The organism is Virgibacillus siamensis (assembly GCF_900162695.1).
GTDB classification, from domain to species: Bacteria; Bacillota; Bacilli; order Bacillales; family Amphibacillaceae; genus Lentibacillus; species Lentibacillus siamensis_A.
Map to the genome: position 1 here is coordinate 2,935,209 of NZ_FUIH01000007.1, position 17,821 is coordinate 2,953,029.

Consider the following 17,821-nt stretch of genomic DNA (forward strand, 5'->3'; position numbering starts at 1 on the left):
TTCATATGATTGAGAAAATACCAAACAATAAGTCGGGTATAAAACGTCTATTTCAAGCCGAAAATAATTTACGCATGCAGCATATTGTGTTATGATAATAATAGGTTACTTTTTGTAAGTTAATTATACTGTCAGAGGGGTGAGAAAGATGATGGAAAATTTATGTCCGCGTTTTGAAAATGCAATGGAAATTATCAGCAAACGCTGGGTTGGCCTTATTTTGTTTGAACTGTTGAATGGTGCAAGGCGTTTTTCCGAAATGGAAGCTGATTTGCCCATCAGCGGAAGACTTCTCTCTGATCGATTAAAAATGCTTGAAAAAGAAAACATTGTTGAACGTACCATATACTCCGAGTTCCCTGTTCGAATTGAATATTCGCTAACGGAAAAAGGCAAGTCGCTAAGACCGGTTATTGAAGAAATTCAAAATTGGGCTGATCATTGGGTATCTCCTAAAGACGTAGAAAAAAGCAAGGCATAAGAAGGACCCTAAGTGATTCTGGGCCCTTTTTTTATGTCTTTCGATCATCCGCCCTATACCTTACCAAGTAGCTTGACAGGGTGGAATGTCATCGGATTTCCCCTCTTTCATACAATACATTCCCATTTTTTATTACCGTATTCACATGATTGACCCCATAATGATACGGAATATACATATAATTCGGGGCATCCCAGATGACGATATCTGCCGTGCGGTCCGCGGCAATGGTTCCTGCTTGCCCGCCGCGTCCAATCGCATGTGCGGCATTAACAGTTACCGCATGCCAAATCTCTGCTGGTGAAAGTTTTAACTTAAGCGCAGCAATGGACATAATCAATTGCAGATTTTCCGTCACCGAACTGCCTGGATTAAAATCCGTTGATATGGAAATTGCCGCTCCTGCGTCAATCATTTTACGGGCTGGTCCATACGAATCTTTTCCAAGATAAAAACTCGTTCCGGGCAAAATCACCCCGATTGTATCAGATGCTGCCAGCTGCCGGATTCCTTCATCTGATGCAACAGCCAAGTGGTCACCACTGATTGCCCCTGCTTCAACAGCCAGTTCTGTTCCGCCCAATGGATCAATTTCATCTGCATGAATTTTGACCCCGAAGCCTTTTTCTTTCGCCTTCAGCAAGTAACGGCGGGACTGTTCCACCGAAAAGACACCGGTTTCGGTAAAAATATCAACAAATTCAGCCAAGTCCTGTTCTTTAATGTCATCAAACAAATCAGCCATTATATCTAAAAATGCTTCCGGGTCTGCTTTGTATTCCGGCGGGATCGCATGGGCACCAAGAAATGTTGAAACGAGATCAAGCGGGTGCTTCTCCCCTGCTTCTTTGGCGACTTTCAGCTGTTTCAGTTCGGTTTCTTTATCAAGGCCATAGCCGCTTTTTGCTTCCACCGTCGTAATGCCGTGGCGCGCCATCCGGTCAAGATGGAACAACGCTTTTTCCAGCAGGTCGTCATAGGACGCTTCCCTGGTTGCATTCACAGTGGACAAAATGCCCCCGCCCTCCTTAAGAATATCCAAATATGGCACGCCCTGCTGCTTCAGTGCCATTTCATGTTCACGGGATCCGCCGAACACAAGATGAGTGTGCGGTTCCACCAACCCCGGTGTAACGAGTTTACCACCTGCGTTTATGGTTTTTTTCGCTTGGATTGAAGCCGCCTCATCATCCGGTCCAATCCAGTCAATTTTTCCATTGTTCACCGCTACCGCCACATTCTCCAATGGCTGTAAGTCGTTCATGTCACTGCCTTTAACAGGTCCCTGTTTATCCATCGTCAAAAGCTGTCCGATATTTTTAATCAGTAAATCTGCCTGCATGTTTAGTAGCTCCTTTTTTGGTTCTTCTCGTTGTTACCTCATATAAATTATGCTAATGTGCCGTCGCTCCGGAAATACACTTCGCTTTCCGCGGGCTCGCGATGAGCCTCCTTGTGAGAAAACCACTCACTGCGGGGTCTCATCGTCTTCGCTTTCCGGCAGGAGTCTCCGTGTATTTCCTGCGCTGGTGGTGAGACCCTACAGTGCGACGAGCATTACTTCTCCGAGTATGCTTCGAGTTGCAAAGACATATTTCCAACAACTACTTTTTAGTCGGTATGGTAATGTTATTTTCTGCTGCGAATTGTTCGGCTTTTTCATAGCCTGCATCCGCATGCCGGACAATGCCCATTCCAGGATCAGTCGTCAAGACACGCTCCAGCCGTTCATGCGCAAGGTCGGTACCGTCTGCCACTGCTACCATTCCCGCGTGCAAAGAATACCCCATGCCGACACCGCCGCCATGGTGGAAGGAAATCCATGAGCCGCCTGCTGCTGTATTTACCAATGCATTAAGTACAGCCCAGTCCGCTACTGCATCACTGCCATCCTTCATGCCTTCTGTTTCACGGTTTGGCGACGCAACGGATCCGCAGTCAAGATGATCGCGTCCGATAACGATTGGTGCTTTCAGTTCACCTTTTCGTACCAAGTCATTGATTGCAAGTCCCATTTTCACACGTTCCCCATAGCCGAGCCAGCAAATCCGTGACGGCAGCCCTTGAAAAGCAACCTGATCCTGAGCCATATCAATCCAGCGAATCAGTTCTTTATTTTCCGGAAAAAGTTCTTTAATCAGCTGATCGGTCCGGTAGATATCTTCCGGATCACCTGAAAGTGCAGCCCAGCGAAATGGTCCTTTTCCCTCACAAAATAATGGGCGGATATATGCCGGTACAAATCCCGGAAAATCAAACGCATTCGCCACACCTTCATCTTTGGCCACTTGACGGATGTTGTTGCCGTAATCAAACACAATCGAACCATTTTGCTGATACGCAAGCATTGCTTCCACGTGTTTCGCCATACTCTGTGATGACAGCTCCGTATACCGCTGCGGGTTTTCTTTTCTAAGTGCTGCTGCTTCATCCAAGCTGTAACCGACAGGCACATAGCCGTTAAGCGGATCGTGTGCCGATGTTTGATCAGTTACAATATCAATCTGAATATCTTTTTCCATTAATTCATGGTGGACTTCTGCTGCATTCCCGAGCAGCCCGATTGATCGTGCTTCACCTTTTTGCTTGGCTTCATTGGCCATACGCACAGCTTCATCTAGATTATCTGTCATAACGTCACAATATTTTGTGTGGATTCGCTTGTCAATCCGCTCCCGATCAACTTCCACTGCAATTACAACACCTTGATTCATTGTCACAGCAAGCGGCTGTGCACCCCCCATGCCGCCAAGCCCGGCAGTCAGCGTGATTGTATGTTTCAGTGTTCCGTTAAAATGTTTTTTGGCAAGCGCAGCGAACGTTTCATACGTTCCTTGCAAAATCCCCTGTGTTCCGATATAAATCCAGCTGCCCGCCGTCATTTGCCCGTACATGATTAGACCTTTCTGATCGAGCTCATGGAAGTGATCCCAGTTCGCCCATTTCGGTACAAGTACAGAATTGGATAACAACACGCGTGGTGCATGTTTATGTGTTTTAAAAACACCGACAGGCTTCCCTGACTGCACAAGCATTGTTTCATCATTTTCCAGGCTGCGGAGTGTTTTTACAATCGCGTCGAATGCCTCCCAATTCCGTGCAGCCTTGCCGATACCGCCATATACAACGAGTTCATCCGGATTTTCCGCTACTTCCGGATCCAGATTGTTATACAGCATCCGCAGTGCTGCTTCCTGCTCCCAGCCTTTACATTCCAGTTCAGTTCCCTTTTTTGCCATTACCTTATTCATGTAAAACTCCCCCTTTTCGATATACATTGCTCTCCTCTGAATCTTTCAGCCAGTTTGCCAGTTTTTCAATATCATTGGAAAATATCCGGTCTTTGGTGATTTCCGGTACTATTTTTCGGGCATTTTCATAAAATTCACGTGTTGCAGAGGCCATTTGCTCAACTCCGCGAAACGCTGCCGCCTGCATCGCACAAATCAGTTCAATCGCAACGACATTCCTCGTATTCTGCAGCATCTGCAGCGCATGCCTTGCTGCTATTGTTCCCATGCTGACATGGTCTTCCTGATTAGCTGATGACGGAATCGAATCGACGCTGGCCGGATGTGCCAATGTTTTATTTTCAGAAACAAGTGATGCCGCACTGTACTGCATAATCATCGCACCGGATTCCAGCCCTGGATTGGGACTAAGAAATGGCGGCAGGTCGTTCAGCTGCGGATTGACGAGCCGCTCAATCCGGCGTTCCGCGACATTGGCCACTTCCGCAATTCCAAGTTTCAAAAAGTCCATTGCAAATGCAATCGGCTCACCATGGAAATTCCCGCCGGATATCACTTTGTTTTCCTCGGAAAAAATAAGCGGATTATCTGTGACGGCATTGATTTCCGTTTCCAGTTTTTCTTTGGCATAATGAACGGTTTGCCAGGCTGCCCCCAATACCTGTGGAATGCATCGCAGCGAATAGGCATCCTGCACACGCAGTTCCCCTTGCCGCGTTGTCAGCCCGCTGTCACGTAATGTTTCGCGGAATCGCTCTGCAACATCCATCTGCTCCTGATGACCGCGAACCCGGTGCAAATCTGCATCAAAGGCATCAATAATGCCGTGCAGCCCTTCAAGTGTCATCGCCGCAACCTGCTCGCTTTGGTAGAGCATTTTTTCCATTTCCAAATAGGTAATAACACCAACTGCTGTCATCGCCTGTGTTCCGTTAATCAGTGCCAGCCCTTCTTTTGCCTTTAACGTAATCGGCGATAATCCTGCACTGTTCAGCGCCTCCTCTGTGGTTGTCCGCTCACTGTTGTAAAAAACTTCACCTTCCCCAAGCAGTGCCAGCGCCAGATGTGATAACGGCGCCAGATCTCCGCTTGCTCCAAGTGACCCTTGCTGCGGAATAACCGGGTGGATTCCTTCATTTAAAAAGTCCAGAAACTGCTCAATCAGCTCCGGTCTTACCCCGGAATATCCTTGGATAAGCGCATTGGCCCGCAGCAATAGCATCGCTCTGCTGATTTTTTCCGAAAATGGTTCCCCCACACCACACGCATGGGAATGAATTAAATTCAGCTGCAACGCATCCAAATCGTCATCCCCAATGACAACATCGCTGAACTTCCCAAAACCCGTATTAATGCCATACATGGTCTGTTTTTCCACCAGCATCTGTTCAACCGTCTGCCTGCTTGTCATGATTTTTTCCCGTGATGACCCTGCCAGGGAAACCAATTCGTGGTCAAAAACAACACGGCGAACCTCTTCCATTGTTAATGTCTCTCCTGTTAAAATAACCATGCTCCACCTCCATACTATTGCTTTACTATAATAAAGCGGACAAAGTAAAAGGAGGCTATGGTTGTTAAACCATGCCTCCTGAATGTCCATTAATTGTGGCAATATGCTTTTTATTTCGATGTATGCACATACCAGCACCTCAATAATATAAATTTTCTTACTTTACAGTGTAAGCGTTTTCCGTGCTGAATGCAAGAGTGGGATTTAAATTGGGGGATTTTTCGGAATTATAATTGTGAACTTTATCATTTCAGCTGTCAACTATAGCGAAAACGCCTGCCGCTTTATCATTTCGGTGCAGTCCGCAAAAAAACTGCCTGCTCCCAGCCGGAAACAGGCAGTCACCGTTTTATTCTTTTTCAGAGACCTGATCACGGCCCCAATATTCAATGCCGGTTTGATCATCCAGGACATCCCGGTAAAAAACCGGATCTTTCCCTTCCTTCCGCTGTTTCCGGTAATCCTTCAGTACCCGGTTAGCGACTTTGGACAGTCGGAAGATCGCATACAGGTTAATGAGCGCCATGATACCCATCGTTAAGTCGGCAAGTGCCCATACAAGGTCAAACGTGGCAACTGCACCAAACACAACCATCGCCAGAACTGCAAGACGATAGATGAAGAGACCAATTTTACTGTCTTTAATGTAGCCGATATTATTTTCACCATAATAATAATTACCTAAAATAGAGCTGTAGGCGAAGAAGAAGATTGCCACAGCAATAAAGATGGCTGCTGCACCACCCAAATGCTCTTCAAATGCATTCTGGGTCAATTGAATCCCATCTGCTTCGCTGCCTTCAAAACCGCCTGCCGCGATGATGATAAATGCAGTCGCGCTACAAATCAGAATCGTATCAAAAAATACACCAAGAGACTGGATCAGCCCCTGTTTGGCCGGGTGGGACACTTCTGCGGTAGCCGCTGCGTTTGGCGCACTACCCATACCAGCTTCATTGGAGAACAATCCGCGTTTGGTTCCCATCAGAATGGCTGCTCCAAATCCGCCGCCTGCCACTTCACGGAAACCGAATGCATTGCTGAAAATATACCCAATCATATCTGGTATTTGCGCAATATTCATAACCAGTACAAAAATTGCAAGTATGATATACAAAATTGCCATGACCGGAACAATGACCTGTGACACATTCGCAATGCTTTTCAGTCCACCGAAAATAACGATTGCAGTCAAGACGACAAGCACAATCGCCATTATATTTTTGCCTATATCAAATTCGCCATTAAACGCCAAACTGATTGTATTGGATTGAACTGAGTTAAACACAAGACCATATGTAAATGTAATGGTAACGGCAAACACAATCCCAAGCCAGCGCATATTCAGTCCTTTTTCAATATAATATGCCGGTCCGCCCCGATACTGGTTCTCCTCTGGAACCTTATAAACCTGTGCAAGCGTGCTTTCCACAAAAGCTGTTGCAGAACCGAGCAGCGCAATGACCCACATCCAGAACACCGCTCCTGGTCCACCAACCGCTACAGCTGATGCAACACCGGCAAGGTTACCTGTTCCAACACGTGAGGCCGCACTGATGGCGAAAGCCTGAAATGCGGACGTTCCTTTTTTACCGGAAGCGCTCACGGTCCGCTTATCGAACAAGACACGGAACATTTCCGGGAACATTTGAAATTGCACAAATTTGGTTTTGAAGGAAAACCATAGCCCAAGGCCGATTAGCACAGCAATCAACACATAGGTCCACATGACCTCATTTGCTGCCCCGACAACTTTTTCTAAAATATCCATCGTTTTCGTTCTCCTTTCAAACTGGTCAAACATCTTTATAGAGTGCTTCTAGAAAGACATACCCTGAATTTCAGCCATAAAAACAAAAGAAGCCGACAATGGCCTCTTTTATCATTATACCTAATTATTCAGCTTTTCGGCAATGGTAATTATACCCCTCTGTTCCATGGAAAATCCGTGCCGAATGTTGCGGCAAGTTCTTTAGACTCCTGTCTTCTCTCATTACGCAGTTTTGCGCGCTTTGGTGCTGATTCATGCAGTTTTTTTTCATCGTCTGTCACCGGGTAAACCGGTGGAACTTCAGATGGACGCCCATCACTGTCAACTGCCACAAACGTCGTAAAAGCCGTCGTACATACCTTCCTTTTCCCTGACCGGATATTTTCAGTTACCGCCTTCACAAAAACTTCCATTGATGTATTATGTGTCCATGTCACGAATGCCTCGACACATACAGCATCTCCCTCTTTTACAGGCGCCAAAAAGTCAACCGAATCTGTTGATGCTGTAACGACTGGTTTTCGGGCGTGGCGGCCGGCGGCAATGGCTGCCACATCATCAATGTGTGCCATCAATTTTCCACCGAATAATGTTCCGTGTGCATTTGTGTCCGGCGGAAGAACATGTGATGTCTTTACTGCTAGTGATTGATTACAAGGTTTACCTTCCATAATGAAATCCTCCTTCGATGTTGTATATTACAAAATTGGTGAGATTAATCTGGATATGGACTCTTTAAAGCGAATCCCAATGGACCTTTTCTGGTATAATTTTTTGGTCATGACCGTCGAAAGCTGCATATCCTGTTTGTATGCTTCGACCAGCCGGGATGCGAGTCCCTTGTCATATAAAAAAGCATTAACTTCAAAATTCAGGCGAAAACTGCGCACATCAATATTTGCTGTCCCGACAGAGGCAATTTTACCATCCACCACGATCGTCTTGGCATGCAGGAAGCCATTTTGATAAATATACACTTCAGCACCTGCGTTAAGCAAATCCCCTATATAGGACAATGTTGCCCAATAAACGAATGGATGATCCGGCTTGTTCGGGATCATGAGCCGCACATGCACCCCTGACAGTGCTGCAATCCGAAGTGCATCCTTTAAGCTTTCATCCGGGATAAAATACGGTGTCTGGATATAAATATACTCCTTGGCCGACATAATCATTTTTATATACCCGTTTTTAATCTGCTCCCAATCTGAATCCGGTCCGCTCGAAACAATCTGAATACCAACGTCTCCGCTGACCTGCCCTTTGTAGAACCTGTCCGCATATCCGATGTGATTCCGGGATGCCTGATTCCAGTCAAGAACAAACCGGGTCTGCATATTATTAACGGCATCTCCGCTGATGCGCAAATGTGTATCGCGCCAATAGCCGAATTTACGGTTTTTCCCGAGATACTCATCACCAATATTGAAACCGCCGATATAGCCGATCTTTCCATCAATAATGGCCAGTTTCCGATGGTTCCGGTAATTGATTTTAAAGTTTACTTTGGGAATCTTCGGTGGAAAAAAGGACTCAACCTTTGCCCCTGATTTTCGCAGCCGGTTGATAAACTTTCTGCTGATTCCCCGTGAACCCATATCATCATAAAGCACCCGCACTTCTACACCCTGATTCGCCTTTTTAATCAGGACATTGGCTATTTTCTGGCCGAGTTCATCATGGCGCAATATGTAATAGAGCAAGTGAATATGGTCCTTCGCGTTTTCAAGATCCTGCAGCAGAGCATCGAATTTCTTTTTCCCGTCCGTAAAAATTTCCACACTGTTATCCTGCGTAAAAATCGCATCATCATTACGTAAATGCAGGTAAAAAAGATCCTTGAATTCGATTAGCTCTTTATGCTTAAAGAAGAAGCGGTTCTCCTCTATCGCCCTGAGCTGATGCTGGACTGCTTTCTTCACCCCTAGCTTACTCTTTGTGTCCCATGTAAAAATACGCTGGGAGCTGATTTTTTTTCCAAAAATTAAATATAAAAAGAATCCTGCAATCGGAATAAAAAGCAATACCATCAGCCAAGCCCATGTTGAACTGGGATCTTTTCGCTCCAAAAAGATAATTGTCATTGCGAGCACAAAGTTCGAAATGAGTATTAACCCTAATAAAATCGATGTAATGCTCATACGCAGTTCTCCTCTCGCCCCGCAGTCACAGTAACCATAATATAGCATAAATTATGGATTTACGTTAGTGCCCTATTCTTTCTATTCCCGGACAGCGCATTTATCATTCCAACAATTTTAACGTTTTGACTGATAACCTTGCAAAAGTGGCTGATAAACAAGACAATGTGACTGATAAACTAAGCAAGGTGACCGATAAAAGCCCCAATCTGACTGATAACATTTTACGGCCGGTGTTCGATCACACATCCCGCCAAAAAATATTAATCCGGGTCCAAGCCAATCCCCTTTTTTTCCAAAAAGAAAACACGTCCGCTTGTACAGACGTGTATAGCACCTTTATAGCTGGTTGAGTGCTTGTTCTAAATCAGTCCAGATATCTTCCCAGTTTTCCAAGCCGACGGAAAGGCGAATCAATTGATCGGTGATGCCCATATTAAGACGTGCATCTTCCGGCACTACCGCATGTGTCATTGTTGCCGGATGCTGGATCAATGTCTCCGTATCACCCAGACTTACCGCCAGTTTTAAAAATGTAAGATGGTTTAGAAACTGCTGTGCATCTTTTTTTGTTCCTTTTACTTCAAAGGAAATTAATCCGCCGCCGCGTTTCATCTGTTTTTTACAGATGGCGTTGTCCGGATTGCTTTCATCACCTGGATAATAAATATGATCGACGTTCGGATGGTTACGCAGTTTGTCAAAAATTTTCTCTGCATTGTCACAGTGACGATCAAGGCGGAGCGGCAATGTTTTTAACCCGCGGAGCAGCAGCCAGGCATCCATTGGTGCCATTATGCCGCCAATATCTTTTTGTGTGGTCATCGCCACCTCATCGAGGAAATCTTTTTTACCGACAGCAAGGCCTGCCACAACATCCCCGTGCCCGCCGATATATTTCGTTGCACTGTGCAGCACAACATCACAGCCCAATTCCAGCGGGCGCTGCAAATACGGTGATGAAAATGTATTGTCAACAACAACAGGGATTTCGTGCTCCTTGGCAACTTCTGCCACCATCTGCAGATCAATCAGCTTCATCGTTGGATTAATTGGCGTTTCCACGTAAATACATGCTGTTTCCGGTTTAATAAGTGAACGAATTTCATCCTTTGTGCGCATATCGGAAAAATCATGCGTAATATTGTACTTGTCCTGCATCATGGATAAAAGACCATACGTACATCCGTACAGCCCGGATGAACAAAGCACATGATCATTCGCCTTCGTTAACGCAATCAGAATCGCAGAAACCGCGGCCATCCCCGATCCAAAAGCAAGGCCTCGTTCTCCGTTTTCCAGCGCCGCAATCCGCTCCTCCAGTACACTTACGGTTGGATTGCCAAGACGGGAGTACACATAACCGCCTTCTTCCCCGGCAAAACGGCGCTCCCCCTGTTCAGCAGAATCGAATGTATATGTCGACGTTTGAAAAAGCGGTGTCGCCAGGCTTCCAAGCATTTCCTTTGAATCATACCCTTCATGGATTACAGTCGTCTCAAAATGTTTATTTTCATGTGTCATGCAAAGTCCCCCCACTATTAAAATCTACTAAACCCATATACTACTATCATATTCGATTCAGCAACATTTCGAAAGCGTTTACCCTGATTTTTTCAAGTCGCCCCAATTGCTTTTACCGAAAAAAGAAACTAAACTTAGCTTATTTAGAAATTCGACAAGCGTCTGGCACCACTCGAAATTTGTCGAATACGGAAAATTTTTGACAGGGGGGTTGTGAGATGGATCAGGAAAATAAATTGGGGATTATATATGCTGCGGTTGCTTACACGCTTTGGGGGTTTCTGCCGATTTACTGGAAACTGGTCCAGGATGTTCCCGCTGACGAAATATTGGCACACCGCATTTTATGGTCATTTATTTTTATGGTTATCATCGTACTGGCATCGGGAAAGCTTAAGCCATTTTTGAAGGAATGCAGCATCATTTTCCATGATAAAAAGAAGCTTATTGGTATTTCAGCAGCTTCGGTCATTATCAGCATCAACTGGCTGACGTTTATCTGGGCAGTGAACAGTGACCATGTTGTCCAGGCAAGCCTCGGTTATTACATAAACCCGCTGGTCAGTATTTTGCTTGGTATGCTTGTACTGAAAGAGTCGCTTAGCAGGCGGCAATTAATCTCATTCATTCTTGCAGCAATCGGGGTCATCAATCTAACGATCAGTTTCGGTGTTTTCCCATGGGTCTCACTTGTACTGGCCTTCAGTTTTGGCCTGTACGGACTGTTGAAAAAAATGGTCGATGTCAGCGCCATGTTCGGGTTGACAATCGAAACGATGCTCGTAACACCAATTGCACTGCTGTATTTAATATTCATTCCGGACAGTACGCTGTCACCGGCGACAATGTTTTCCGGAAGCGGTGCCCTGTTGTTCGGTGCGGGTGTCGCCACTGCCATCCCGCTTCTGCTGTTTGCTGCCGGTGCTAAACGGATCCCGCTTTCCATGGTCGGGTTTTTGCAATACATCGCACCAACGCTAATGCTAATTCTTGGCGTCTTCCTGTATCATGAAACATTTACACAGGCACATCTGATTTCATTTGTATTTATCTGGGTGGCGCTGATCATTTACATGGCATCATCCCGGCATAAAAAAACGGTTCGCCAGAAAGAATTATAAAATTTTTTTAAAAATATGTTGACGTACCGAACGAATCATGTATATAATGTTCATTAAATTAATTGAATTTACAATTTCATCTCTTATCAAGAGCGGCGGAGGGAATAGGCCCTGTGAAGCCCGGCAACCTAAAAGCATGCGTGCTTAGTAAGGTGCTAAATCCTACAGGTCAATTACGATCTGGAAGATAAGAGGAGGTCCGTTACATACACGCCCTCTTCTTAGGAAGAGGGCTTTTTATTTACCCTCTTTCTCCAGATAAAATTCAAAGGAGGAATTATTCATGTCAAATTATCAACTTTTCAACCAGGAAACAAATCTGCTTCACGGTGGACAGGAGCCTGATCCGACAACAGGATCCCGTGCAGTTCCAATCTATCAAACTACTTCCTATGTATTTCGCGATACAGAGCACGCACAAAATCTGTTTGGTCTGCAGGAACCCGGTAATATCTATAGCAGGATTATGAACCCGACCGTTGATGCATTCGAGCAGCGGATTGCATTACTGGAAGACGGGTCAGCCGCAGTTGCCACTTCATCCGGTATGGCTGCGATTACCCTTTCCATTTTAAATATCGCCGGCAGCGGTGATGAAATCATTGCCGACAGCAATTTATACGGCGGAACGTATAATTTATTCGCCAATACACTGCCACGATACGGGATTGACGTAAAATTTGTCGATGGAACAGATTTGGATCAGATCCGCAATGCAATAACACCGAAAACAAAAGCCATCTTCGGTGAAATAATTACGAATCCAAGTCTGAACGTTCTGGAGGTCGAAAAAATTGCAGAAATTGCGCATGCCAATGATATTCCACTGATTATTGACAACACGTTTGCTACACCATATGTTACAAAACCACTGGCATGGGGTGCAGATATTGTAGTCCACTCGGCAACAAAATGGATTGGCGGTCATGGTACAGCTATCGGCGGCGTCGCAATTGACGGTGGCAGGTTTGACTGGACTAAAGGAAAATTCCCTGGTTTCACAGAACCGGATGAAAGTTATAATGGCATAAAATTCGCTGATCTTGGACCGGTTGCTTTTGCCACCAAACTGCGTGTACAACTGCTTCGCGATATCGGCGCATGTATCAGTCCGCAGAATGCATTCCTTTTATTGCAAGGACTTGAAACACTGCACCTGAGAGTTGAACGTCATAATCAAAATGCCGAGGAAGTTGCGGCATTCCTGCAAAACCACCCAGCTGTTGAATGGGTAAATTACCCGGGATTGAAAGATCATCCATCCCATCAGGCTGCACAGAAATATTTGCAAAATGGGTATGGATCCGTTATTACATTTGGCATTAAAGGCGGACGCGATGCCGGAAGAAAAGCAATTGACGGTACGACAATCTGGTCACACGTTGCCAATGTCGGTGATGCTAAATCACTGATCATTCATCCGGCATCAACAACGCACCAGCAACTGGGAGCAGAAGATCTGAAGCAAAGCGGTGTTACAGAAGAATTGATTCGCCTGTCAATCGGCCTTGAATCAACAAAAGATATTTTGGCAGATCTCGACCAGGCCATTTCAAATGCCGCCGGTGTTGAAAAGGCCATTCAGCCAACAGAAGCGGATGCAGTCAAATGGCTCCTGTCATCTCCATTTAACCGGGAAAACGGACTTCGTAAAAAAGTTATTGCCGTTTATGGCGCAAGTTCATTTGATAAGCTTGATCAATTAGGCTTCCAAGTGGTAACTGTCGGTGAGCAAGGTGACTATCCGACATTAGTGGATATTCCATTTGAAGTGGATGCTGCAGCAACCAATGATCAGGCACTGCCACCTGAGTCAATTGAACAATTTATTAATAAAGAAGGTAAAATTCTCTGGGTGGAAAACCCGAACGGAAGTGACGCGACATTGGAAAATGCAAGAGCTGCAGGTATCACGGTTATATCCGGAAAAGATGCCTATCAGGAAGCTCTTAAACTGCGCGGCGGCAAAACGGAGGACGTTTTTGCAAATGCATAAGCAGCGTTAGCGAACAGGATGTCTATTCATGGTTGGTCGTTTTCGGCTAAAGGTCGATATTTCTTCCTGTATGGTTGATACTGCGGCCCGTTCGGTTGATTTCCCATCCGGAATGGTTTATATACACGCATTACGGTTGATATGCTGCTGCAGCGGTTGGATTTTTTCAAAGGCTGCGGCATATCACCGTTGATCTTAGACGAAGGGAGACTTGATTGATGAAACCGATTCATGTGGCGTTAATCGGACTGGGAACTGTCGGATGCGGGGTCTACCAAACCCTCCACATCCATAAAAAGCGGCTGGAAATGCAGCTCGGTGCACCGATACACCTGTCAACGGTTGTAATCGAAAATCCGGAAAAACATCAAAAGATCGGAGCAAAGACCCCCATTTCAACGGATATTTCCGATATTCTATATAACCCGGAAATTGATGTTGTATTTGAGGCAATCAACGGAAAAGAGCCTGCTTTTACCTATCTCAAGCAATGCATTGAAGCAGGAAAACATGTGATTACGGCCAATAAAGAAATGTTTGCCGCACATGGTAATGAGCTGAAAGCACTCGCTAAACTTCACGATGTACAGATTGGATATGATGCAACGACAGCAGGTGGAATTCCAATCATCCAGTCAATTCGTCAACTGTTCAAAGCCAACCAGATTAAGGAGGTACAGGCAATTTTGAACGGAACGACGAACTATATTCTGACTGAAATGCGGGAAAATGGGCTCCCCTTCTCCACTGCATTGAAGCAGGCACAAAAGTGGGGATATGCAGAGGCAGATCCAACGAATGACATCGAAGGATATGATGCCTTTTTCAAACTGATGATTCTCAGTGATCTTATTTTTAATAAGCAGCCTGATCCGGAGCACATTAAACGAACCGGTATTACCGATGTAACGGCCGAAGCTATTCAGCAGGCAAAACATGAAGGTAAACGGATCAAACATATCGCATCAATCAAGTACGACCAGACCGGAAATCTAACCGCCGAAGTTGAACTTGCAGCTGTCCCGGAAAGACACCCGCTGTACGCTGTCGAAGGTGTGGATAATGCGATTCACCTGAAAGCCGACATCGTTGGTGATATTACCCTAACTGGTCCCGGTGCCGGTGCATTCCCAACCGCCAGCGCAATGCTGGAGGATTTTTGCATGATTGTAAGTCAAAAGCCGGCCCCCCTTCCTATTAGTTAATCTGAAAATCGTCTTCCCAAGGGAGACGATTTTTTCATTCCGTTTACAAAAAATCACCCCCTCCCTCACAAATGCGTTTACACTTTTGCCTATCCTGCATAAAATGTTAATAAATCGAAACATGATTTTGCTATACTTGCCTGTATAATCGGGTACATATATAGTATTGTAATGAATACATACAGGAAGAATCCAGCATAGGTGTGAGTGATTTGAAAAAAAGATACATTTTCACTATATTGGTTATACTGCTTATAGGCTTCGGATTTTTAATAGTTATGAATCTGCCCGATCAGGACTTAAACAATAAAGTGGATCATCCACTGCAAAATCAGGAGAAACTGGAAAAAAAATCAGATCAGAAAAAAACCCCGGATAAGAAGGAAGAAAAAAAGAACCAGTCAGGAGAAAAAGATGAAAATCCGGTTACCCGGTCTGTAAAAATCATTCTGAGTGAAGCACTCGAACGTACAGTTGACTTATTTACCAACAAAGAATCACATATTGTAGCAATCGGTGATTCGTTGACGCAAGGAGTTGGGGATAATGTTGTTGACGGCGGTTATGTGGGGATTCTGGAAGGCATCATGAACGAAGAAGATTCAGAGCAAGTCACATTTGATAACTATGGTGTCCGCGGTAATACAACAAGTCAAATGTATTCCCGGATGAACAATCCCGGTGTGAAGCAATCTCTGAAAGATGCCGATGTCATATTAATTACAATTGGTGCCAACGATATAATGGAAGTTGTTAAGCATAATATTACCGATTTGACCCTCAAAGACTTTCAACAAGAACGAATTGCGTATAAGGAAAGACTTAAAAATATTTTTGATACGATGCGGAAATACAATCCTGATGCAGAAATCTACCTGATCGGCTTTTACAACCCATTTGAAAAATTCTTCCCGAAACTGGAGGAACTTGGTGTCATTGTGGAAAACTGGAATTCGACAAGCAAAAACATAACGCAGCAGTATGATGACATAACATTCATTCCTACAGTTGACTTATTCGCCGATAAGAATGCTGATTTTTTCTACAAGGATCATTTCCACCCGAGTCACCAGGGCTATCAATTAATCGCCAAACGGGTCCTGGAATATATAACAGATAAGTGAGGTGGACAGAATGGCGGAACGGAGAAAGCGGAAAAACAATTGGAAACGACTATTTTTTATGCTCTTCGGCCTGAACCTGATTATTTTTATTGCTATCATCGCATTAATTTTCTGGCCGGTATCTGAAACAGAAAATCCGAATCAGGAAAACGAAATCACTCAGCAGAGTTCAGAATTTATTGTACGAACCACCAAGCAGAATTTGAATAAACTGGTCAATGCGTACATTGATAAATTACTGGAAGGATCAAATCATCATTATAAGGTGACATTGAAAGATGATGTTCATCTACAGGGAGAGCTGCCTGTCTTTTCCACATCAGTCCCCCTCTCCATGCACCTGGAGCCATTTGTCCAGGAAAATGGTGATGTTATTCTAAAACAGAAATCCATCTCAATCGGACTGCTGCAGCTTCCAAACCAAAAAATCATGGAGTATATGAAAAAATATTTACCTGTGCCGAAATGGGTTGCAATCAATCCGGAAGATGAAGAAATCTATGTGGCAGTCACTGATATGAAAATCAAAAGTAACTTCCAGGTTGGAGTCGAACATATCGATTTAGGAGCTAACAATCTAGCATTCAAAATAAAAATTCCGTACCAGACATTGGGGATTGAACCGAAAGAAGAATAAAACGAAAACCGCCCGCCTGGCATTGACAGACGGGCATTACCTTTTTACAGACTACTTTAGACTGCTTTTACTTATTCCATATAAACATCATACATTTGCTGAACTTTTTCCCGCATTCGGTCAACAAGATGATCCGGAGACAATACTTTTGCTTTATGTCCCCATGTCAGTATCCAATTGACCAGACCATCAGACAGTTTCACTTTGGAGGAAAGCACAAAATGGTCGTCATCCAGTTCCCTGATATCTGCATCTTGTCCAAACCTGTCCAGAACAACGTTTACAAGGTCATTATGGAAACGGATCTTCATCCACATTTCTTCACCTGCGAACATATGAAAGCTTTGATCAACATATTCCTGCAGGTTAAAATTCTTTTTCCTGAATGACTGATCGCTCATCTCAATATCCCGAATCCGGTCAAGCCGGTAATGGCGCAGTTCACCGGTCTCCTGGAACAAACCAATCAAATAATAATAGTCGTTCTGCCAGATTAATGCATACGGCTCGACATGGTACCACTCCGCATTGCGATGAAATTCAAACTGCTTCTTTACATTGAATTTGCCGTATTTATATGTAAGAACTTTACTTTCCGAAATTGCCCTGTGCACACAGTCAATATTCAATTTCACCAATTCGTAATCCATGTTTGCCGACTGACTGAACAAAATTGGTTCCGGCAATGTCTTGGCAATATGCCTGCTTGTCAGTTTTTTAACCTTTTGAATCAGCTTTTCCTTCTCATTTGTCGTAATGAATTTGGCCGACAAAATTGCATCAATGATCAATCTAAGCTGATACGTCTCGAACAGCCTGGTCTGATGGCTGAAGTATATCTTTCCATATCTTCCTGTGTTGCGGACGATTTCAAAATCTGTTTCATCCAATATCTCCAGATCGCGTTTAATGGTTCGATTATCGAAAAATGCATCACCAGTATAAGCTTTAAGTTTTGCACTTAATTCCTCAATGCCAAGTTCATGCAGATCATCCGTTTCATCAAATAAGATATCCCGTAATTTTAATAATCGATAATTGCTCCCCCGCTCCATTT

Annotated in this window: 15 protein-coding genes and 1 riboswitch; of the genes, 7 read left to right on the forward strand and 8 right to left on the reverse strand. The window is 44.5% G+C overall.

Going from position 1 to position 17,821, the window contains the following annotated elements:
- The first annotated feature begins 151 nt into the window (after positions 1 to 151).
- Entirely contained in the window at positions 152 to 481 is a 330-nt protein-coding gene (locus B1K71_RS17900) for a winged helix-turn-helix transcriptional regulator (protein ID WP_139343396.1), read from the forward strand.
- A gap of 88 nt (positions 482 to 569) precedes the next feature.
- On the opposite strand, the gene hutI is transcribed toward B1K71_RS17900, so the two are convergent.
- The 7 genes from hutI to megL all read right to left on the reverse strand — a co-directional run bounded on the left by hutI (position 570) and on the right by megL (position 10,681).
- Positions 570 to 1,823 carry an imidazolonepropionase gene (gene hutI, locus B1K71_RS17905; RefSeq protein ID WP_077329422.1) on the reverse strand — a complete coding sequence of 418 codons (1,254 nt, stop codon included), beginning with the start codon at positions 1,821 to 1,823 and terminating at the stop codon, positions 570 to 572.
- Positions 1,824 to 2,085: 262 nt separating this feature from the next.
- Positions 2,086 to 3,732 (reverse strand): urocanate hydratase, encoded by a 1,647-nt coding sequence (gene hutU, locus B1K71_RS17910; RefSeq protein ID WP_077329423.1) that lies wholly within the window; start codon positions 3,730 to 3,732, stop codon positions 2,086 to 2,088.
- A complete protein-coding gene (hutH, locus tag B1K71_RS17915; RefSeq protein ID WP_077329424.1) occupies positions 3,725 to 5,245 on the reverse strand; it encodes a histidine ammonia-lyase in 1,521 nt (506 codons plus the stop codon). Before hutH ends, hutU begins: the two co-directional genes overlap by 8 nt.
- A gap of 349 nt (positions 5,246 to 5,594) precedes the next feature.
- Positions 5,595 to 7,016, reverse strand: coding sequence for an alanine/glycine:cation symporter family protein (locus tag B1K71_RS17920; RefSeq protein ID WP_077329425.1), 1,422 nt, complete (start codon positions 7,014 to 7,016; stop codon positions 5,595 to 5,597).
- A gap of 149 nt (positions 7,017 to 7,165) precedes the next feature.
- A complete protein-coding gene (locus B1K71_RS17925) occupies positions 7,166 to 7,687 on the reverse strand; it encodes an acyl-CoA thioesterase (protein WP_077329426.1) in 522 nt (173 codons plus the stop codon).
- 27 nt (positions 7,688 to 7,714) lie between these two features.
- Positions 7,715 to 9,157 (reverse strand): cardiolipin synthase, encoded by a 1,443-nt coding sequence (gene cls, locus B1K71_RS17930; protein WP_077329427.1) that lies wholly within the window; start codon positions 9,155 to 9,157, stop codon positions 7,715 to 7,717.
- A gap of 339 nt (positions 9,158 to 9,496) precedes the next feature.
- Positions 9,497 to 10,681 carry a methionine gamma-lyase gene (gene megL / locus B1K71_RS17935; RefSeq protein WP_077329428.1) on the reverse strand — a complete coding sequence of 395 codons (1,185 nt, stop codon included), beginning with the start codon at positions 10,679 to 10,681 and terminating at the stop codon, positions 9,497 to 9,499.
- 218 nt (positions 10,682 to 10,899) lie between these two features.
- On the opposite strand from megL, the gene rarD reads away from it, so the two are divergent.
- The 6 genes from rarD to B1K71_RS17960 all read left to right on the forward strand — a co-directional run bounded on the left by rarD (position 10,900) and on the right by B1K71_RS17960 (position 16,764).
- Positions 10,900 to 11,802 carry an EamA family transporter RarD gene (rarD, locus tag B1K71_RS17940; protein WP_077329429.1) on the forward strand — a complete coding sequence of 301 codons (903 nt, stop codon included), beginning with the start codon at positions 10,900 to 10,902 and terminating at the stop codon, positions 11,800 to 11,802.
- A gap of 80 nt (positions 11,803 to 11,882) precedes the next feature.
- Positions 11,883 to 11,996, forward strand: a riboswitch (SAM riboswitch).
- 89 nt (positions 11,997 to 12,085) lie between these two features.
- Positions 12,086 to 13,798 carry a PLP-dependent aspartate aminotransferase family protein gene (locus B1K71_RS17945; RefSeq protein ID WP_077329430.1) on the forward strand — a complete coding sequence of 571 codons (1,713 nt, stop codon included), beginning with the start codon at positions 12,086 to 12,088 and terminating at the stop codon, positions 13,796 to 13,798.
- A gap of 28 nt (positions 13,799 to 13,826) precedes the next feature.
- Positions 13,827 to 13,991 (forward strand): hypothetical protein, encoded by a 165-nt coding sequence (locus B1K71_RS20030; protein WP_175631961.1) that lies wholly within the window; start codon positions 13,827 to 13,829, stop codon positions 13,989 to 13,991.
- A gap of 25 nt (positions 13,992 to 14,016) precedes the next feature.
- Positions 14,017 to 15,003 carry a homoserine dehydrogenase gene (locus tag B1K71_RS17950; protein ID WP_077329431.1) on the forward strand — a complete coding sequence of 329 codons (987 nt, stop codon included), beginning with the start codon at positions 14,017 to 14,019 and terminating at the stop codon, positions 15,001 to 15,003.
- A 212-nt stretch (positions 15,004 to 15,215) separates the two neighbouring features.
- The gene (locus B1K71_RS17955; protein WP_077329432.1) at positions 15,216 to 16,127 is read left to right on the forward strand and encodes an SGNH/GDSL hydrolase family protein; all 912 of its coding nucleotides are present in this window, start codon (positions 15,216 to 15,218) and stop codon (positions 16,125 to 16,127) included.
- Between the two features lie 10 nt (positions 16,128 to 16,137).
- The gene (locus tag B1K71_RS17960; RefSeq protein WP_077329433.1) at positions 16,138 to 16,764 is read left to right on the forward strand and encodes a YpmS family protein; all 627 of its coding nucleotides are present in this window, start codon (positions 16,138 to 16,140) and stop codon (positions 16,762 to 16,764) included.
- Positions 16,765 to 16,835: 71 nt separating this feature from the next.
- On the opposite strand, the gene B1K71_RS17965 is transcribed toward B1K71_RS17960, so the two are convergent.
- Positions 16,836 to 17,819, reverse strand: a complete 984-nt coding sequence (locus tag B1K71_RS17965) for a helix-turn-helix transcriptional regulator (protein WP_077329434.1) — start codon at positions 17,817 to 17,819, stop codon at positions 16,836 to 16,838.
- Positions 17,820 to 17,821: the final 2 nt, after the last annotated feature.

What these genes read in the sequence shown, in the direction of transcription:
- B1K71_RS20030 (WP_175631961.1), top strand. Translation starts at nt 13,827, where the DNA reads ATGGTTGGTCGTTTTCGGCTAAAGGTCGATATTTCTTCCTGTATGGTT.
- B1K71_RS17900 (WP_139343396.1), top strand. Translation starts at nt 152, where the DNA reads ATGGAAAATTTATGTCCGCGTTTTGAAAATGCAATGGAAATTATCAGC.
- B1K71_RS17920 (WP_077329425.1), bottom strand. Translation starts at nt 7,016, where the DNA reads ATGGATATTTTAGAAAAAGTTGTCGGGGCAGCAAATGAGGTCATGTGG.
- hutH (WP_077329424.1), bottom strand. Translation starts at nt 5,245, where the DNA reads ATGGTTATTTTAACAGGAGAGACATTAACAATGGAAGAGGTTCGCCGT.
- B1K71_RS17960 (WP_077329433.1), top strand. Translation starts at nt 16,138, where the DNA reads ATGGCGGAACGGAGAAAGCGGAAAAACAATTGGAAACGACTATTTTTT.
- B1K71_RS17965 (WP_077329434.1), bottom strand. Translation starts at nt 17,819, where the DNA reads ATGGAGCGGGGGAGCAATTATCGATTATTAAAATTACGGGATATCTTA.
- B1K71_RS17945 (WP_077329430.1), top strand. Translation starts at nt 12,086, where the DNA reads ATGTCAAATTATCAACTTTTCAACCAGGAAACAAATCTGCTTCACGGT.
- cls (WP_077329427.1), bottom strand. Translation starts at nt 9,157, where the DNA reads ATGAGCATTACATCGATTTTATTAGGGTTAATACTCATTTCGAACTTT.
- B1K71_RS17950 (WP_077329431.1), top strand. Translation starts at nt 14,017, where the DNA reads ATGAAACCGATTCATGTGGCGTTAATCGGACTGGGAACTGTCGGATGC.
- hutU (WP_077329423.1), bottom strand. Translation starts at nt 3,732, where the DNA reads ATGAATAAGGTAATGGCAAAAAAGGGAACTGAACTGGAATGTAAAGGC.
- megL (WP_077329428.1), bottom strand. Translation starts at nt 10,681, where the DNA reads ATGACACATGAAAATAAACATTTTGAGACGACTGTAATCCATGAAGGG.
- rarD (WP_077329429.1), top strand. Translation starts at nt 10,900, where the DNA reads ATGGATCAGGAAAATAAATTGGGGATTATATATGCTGCGGTTGCTTAC.
- hutI (WP_077329422.1), bottom strand. Translation starts at nt 1,823, where the DNA reads ATGCAGGCAGATTTACTGATTAAAAATATCGGACAGCTTTTGACGATG.
- B1K71_RS17925 (WP_077329426.1), bottom strand. Translation starts at nt 7,687, where the DNA reads ATGGAAGGTAAACCTTGTAATCAATCACTAGCAGTAAAGACATCACAT.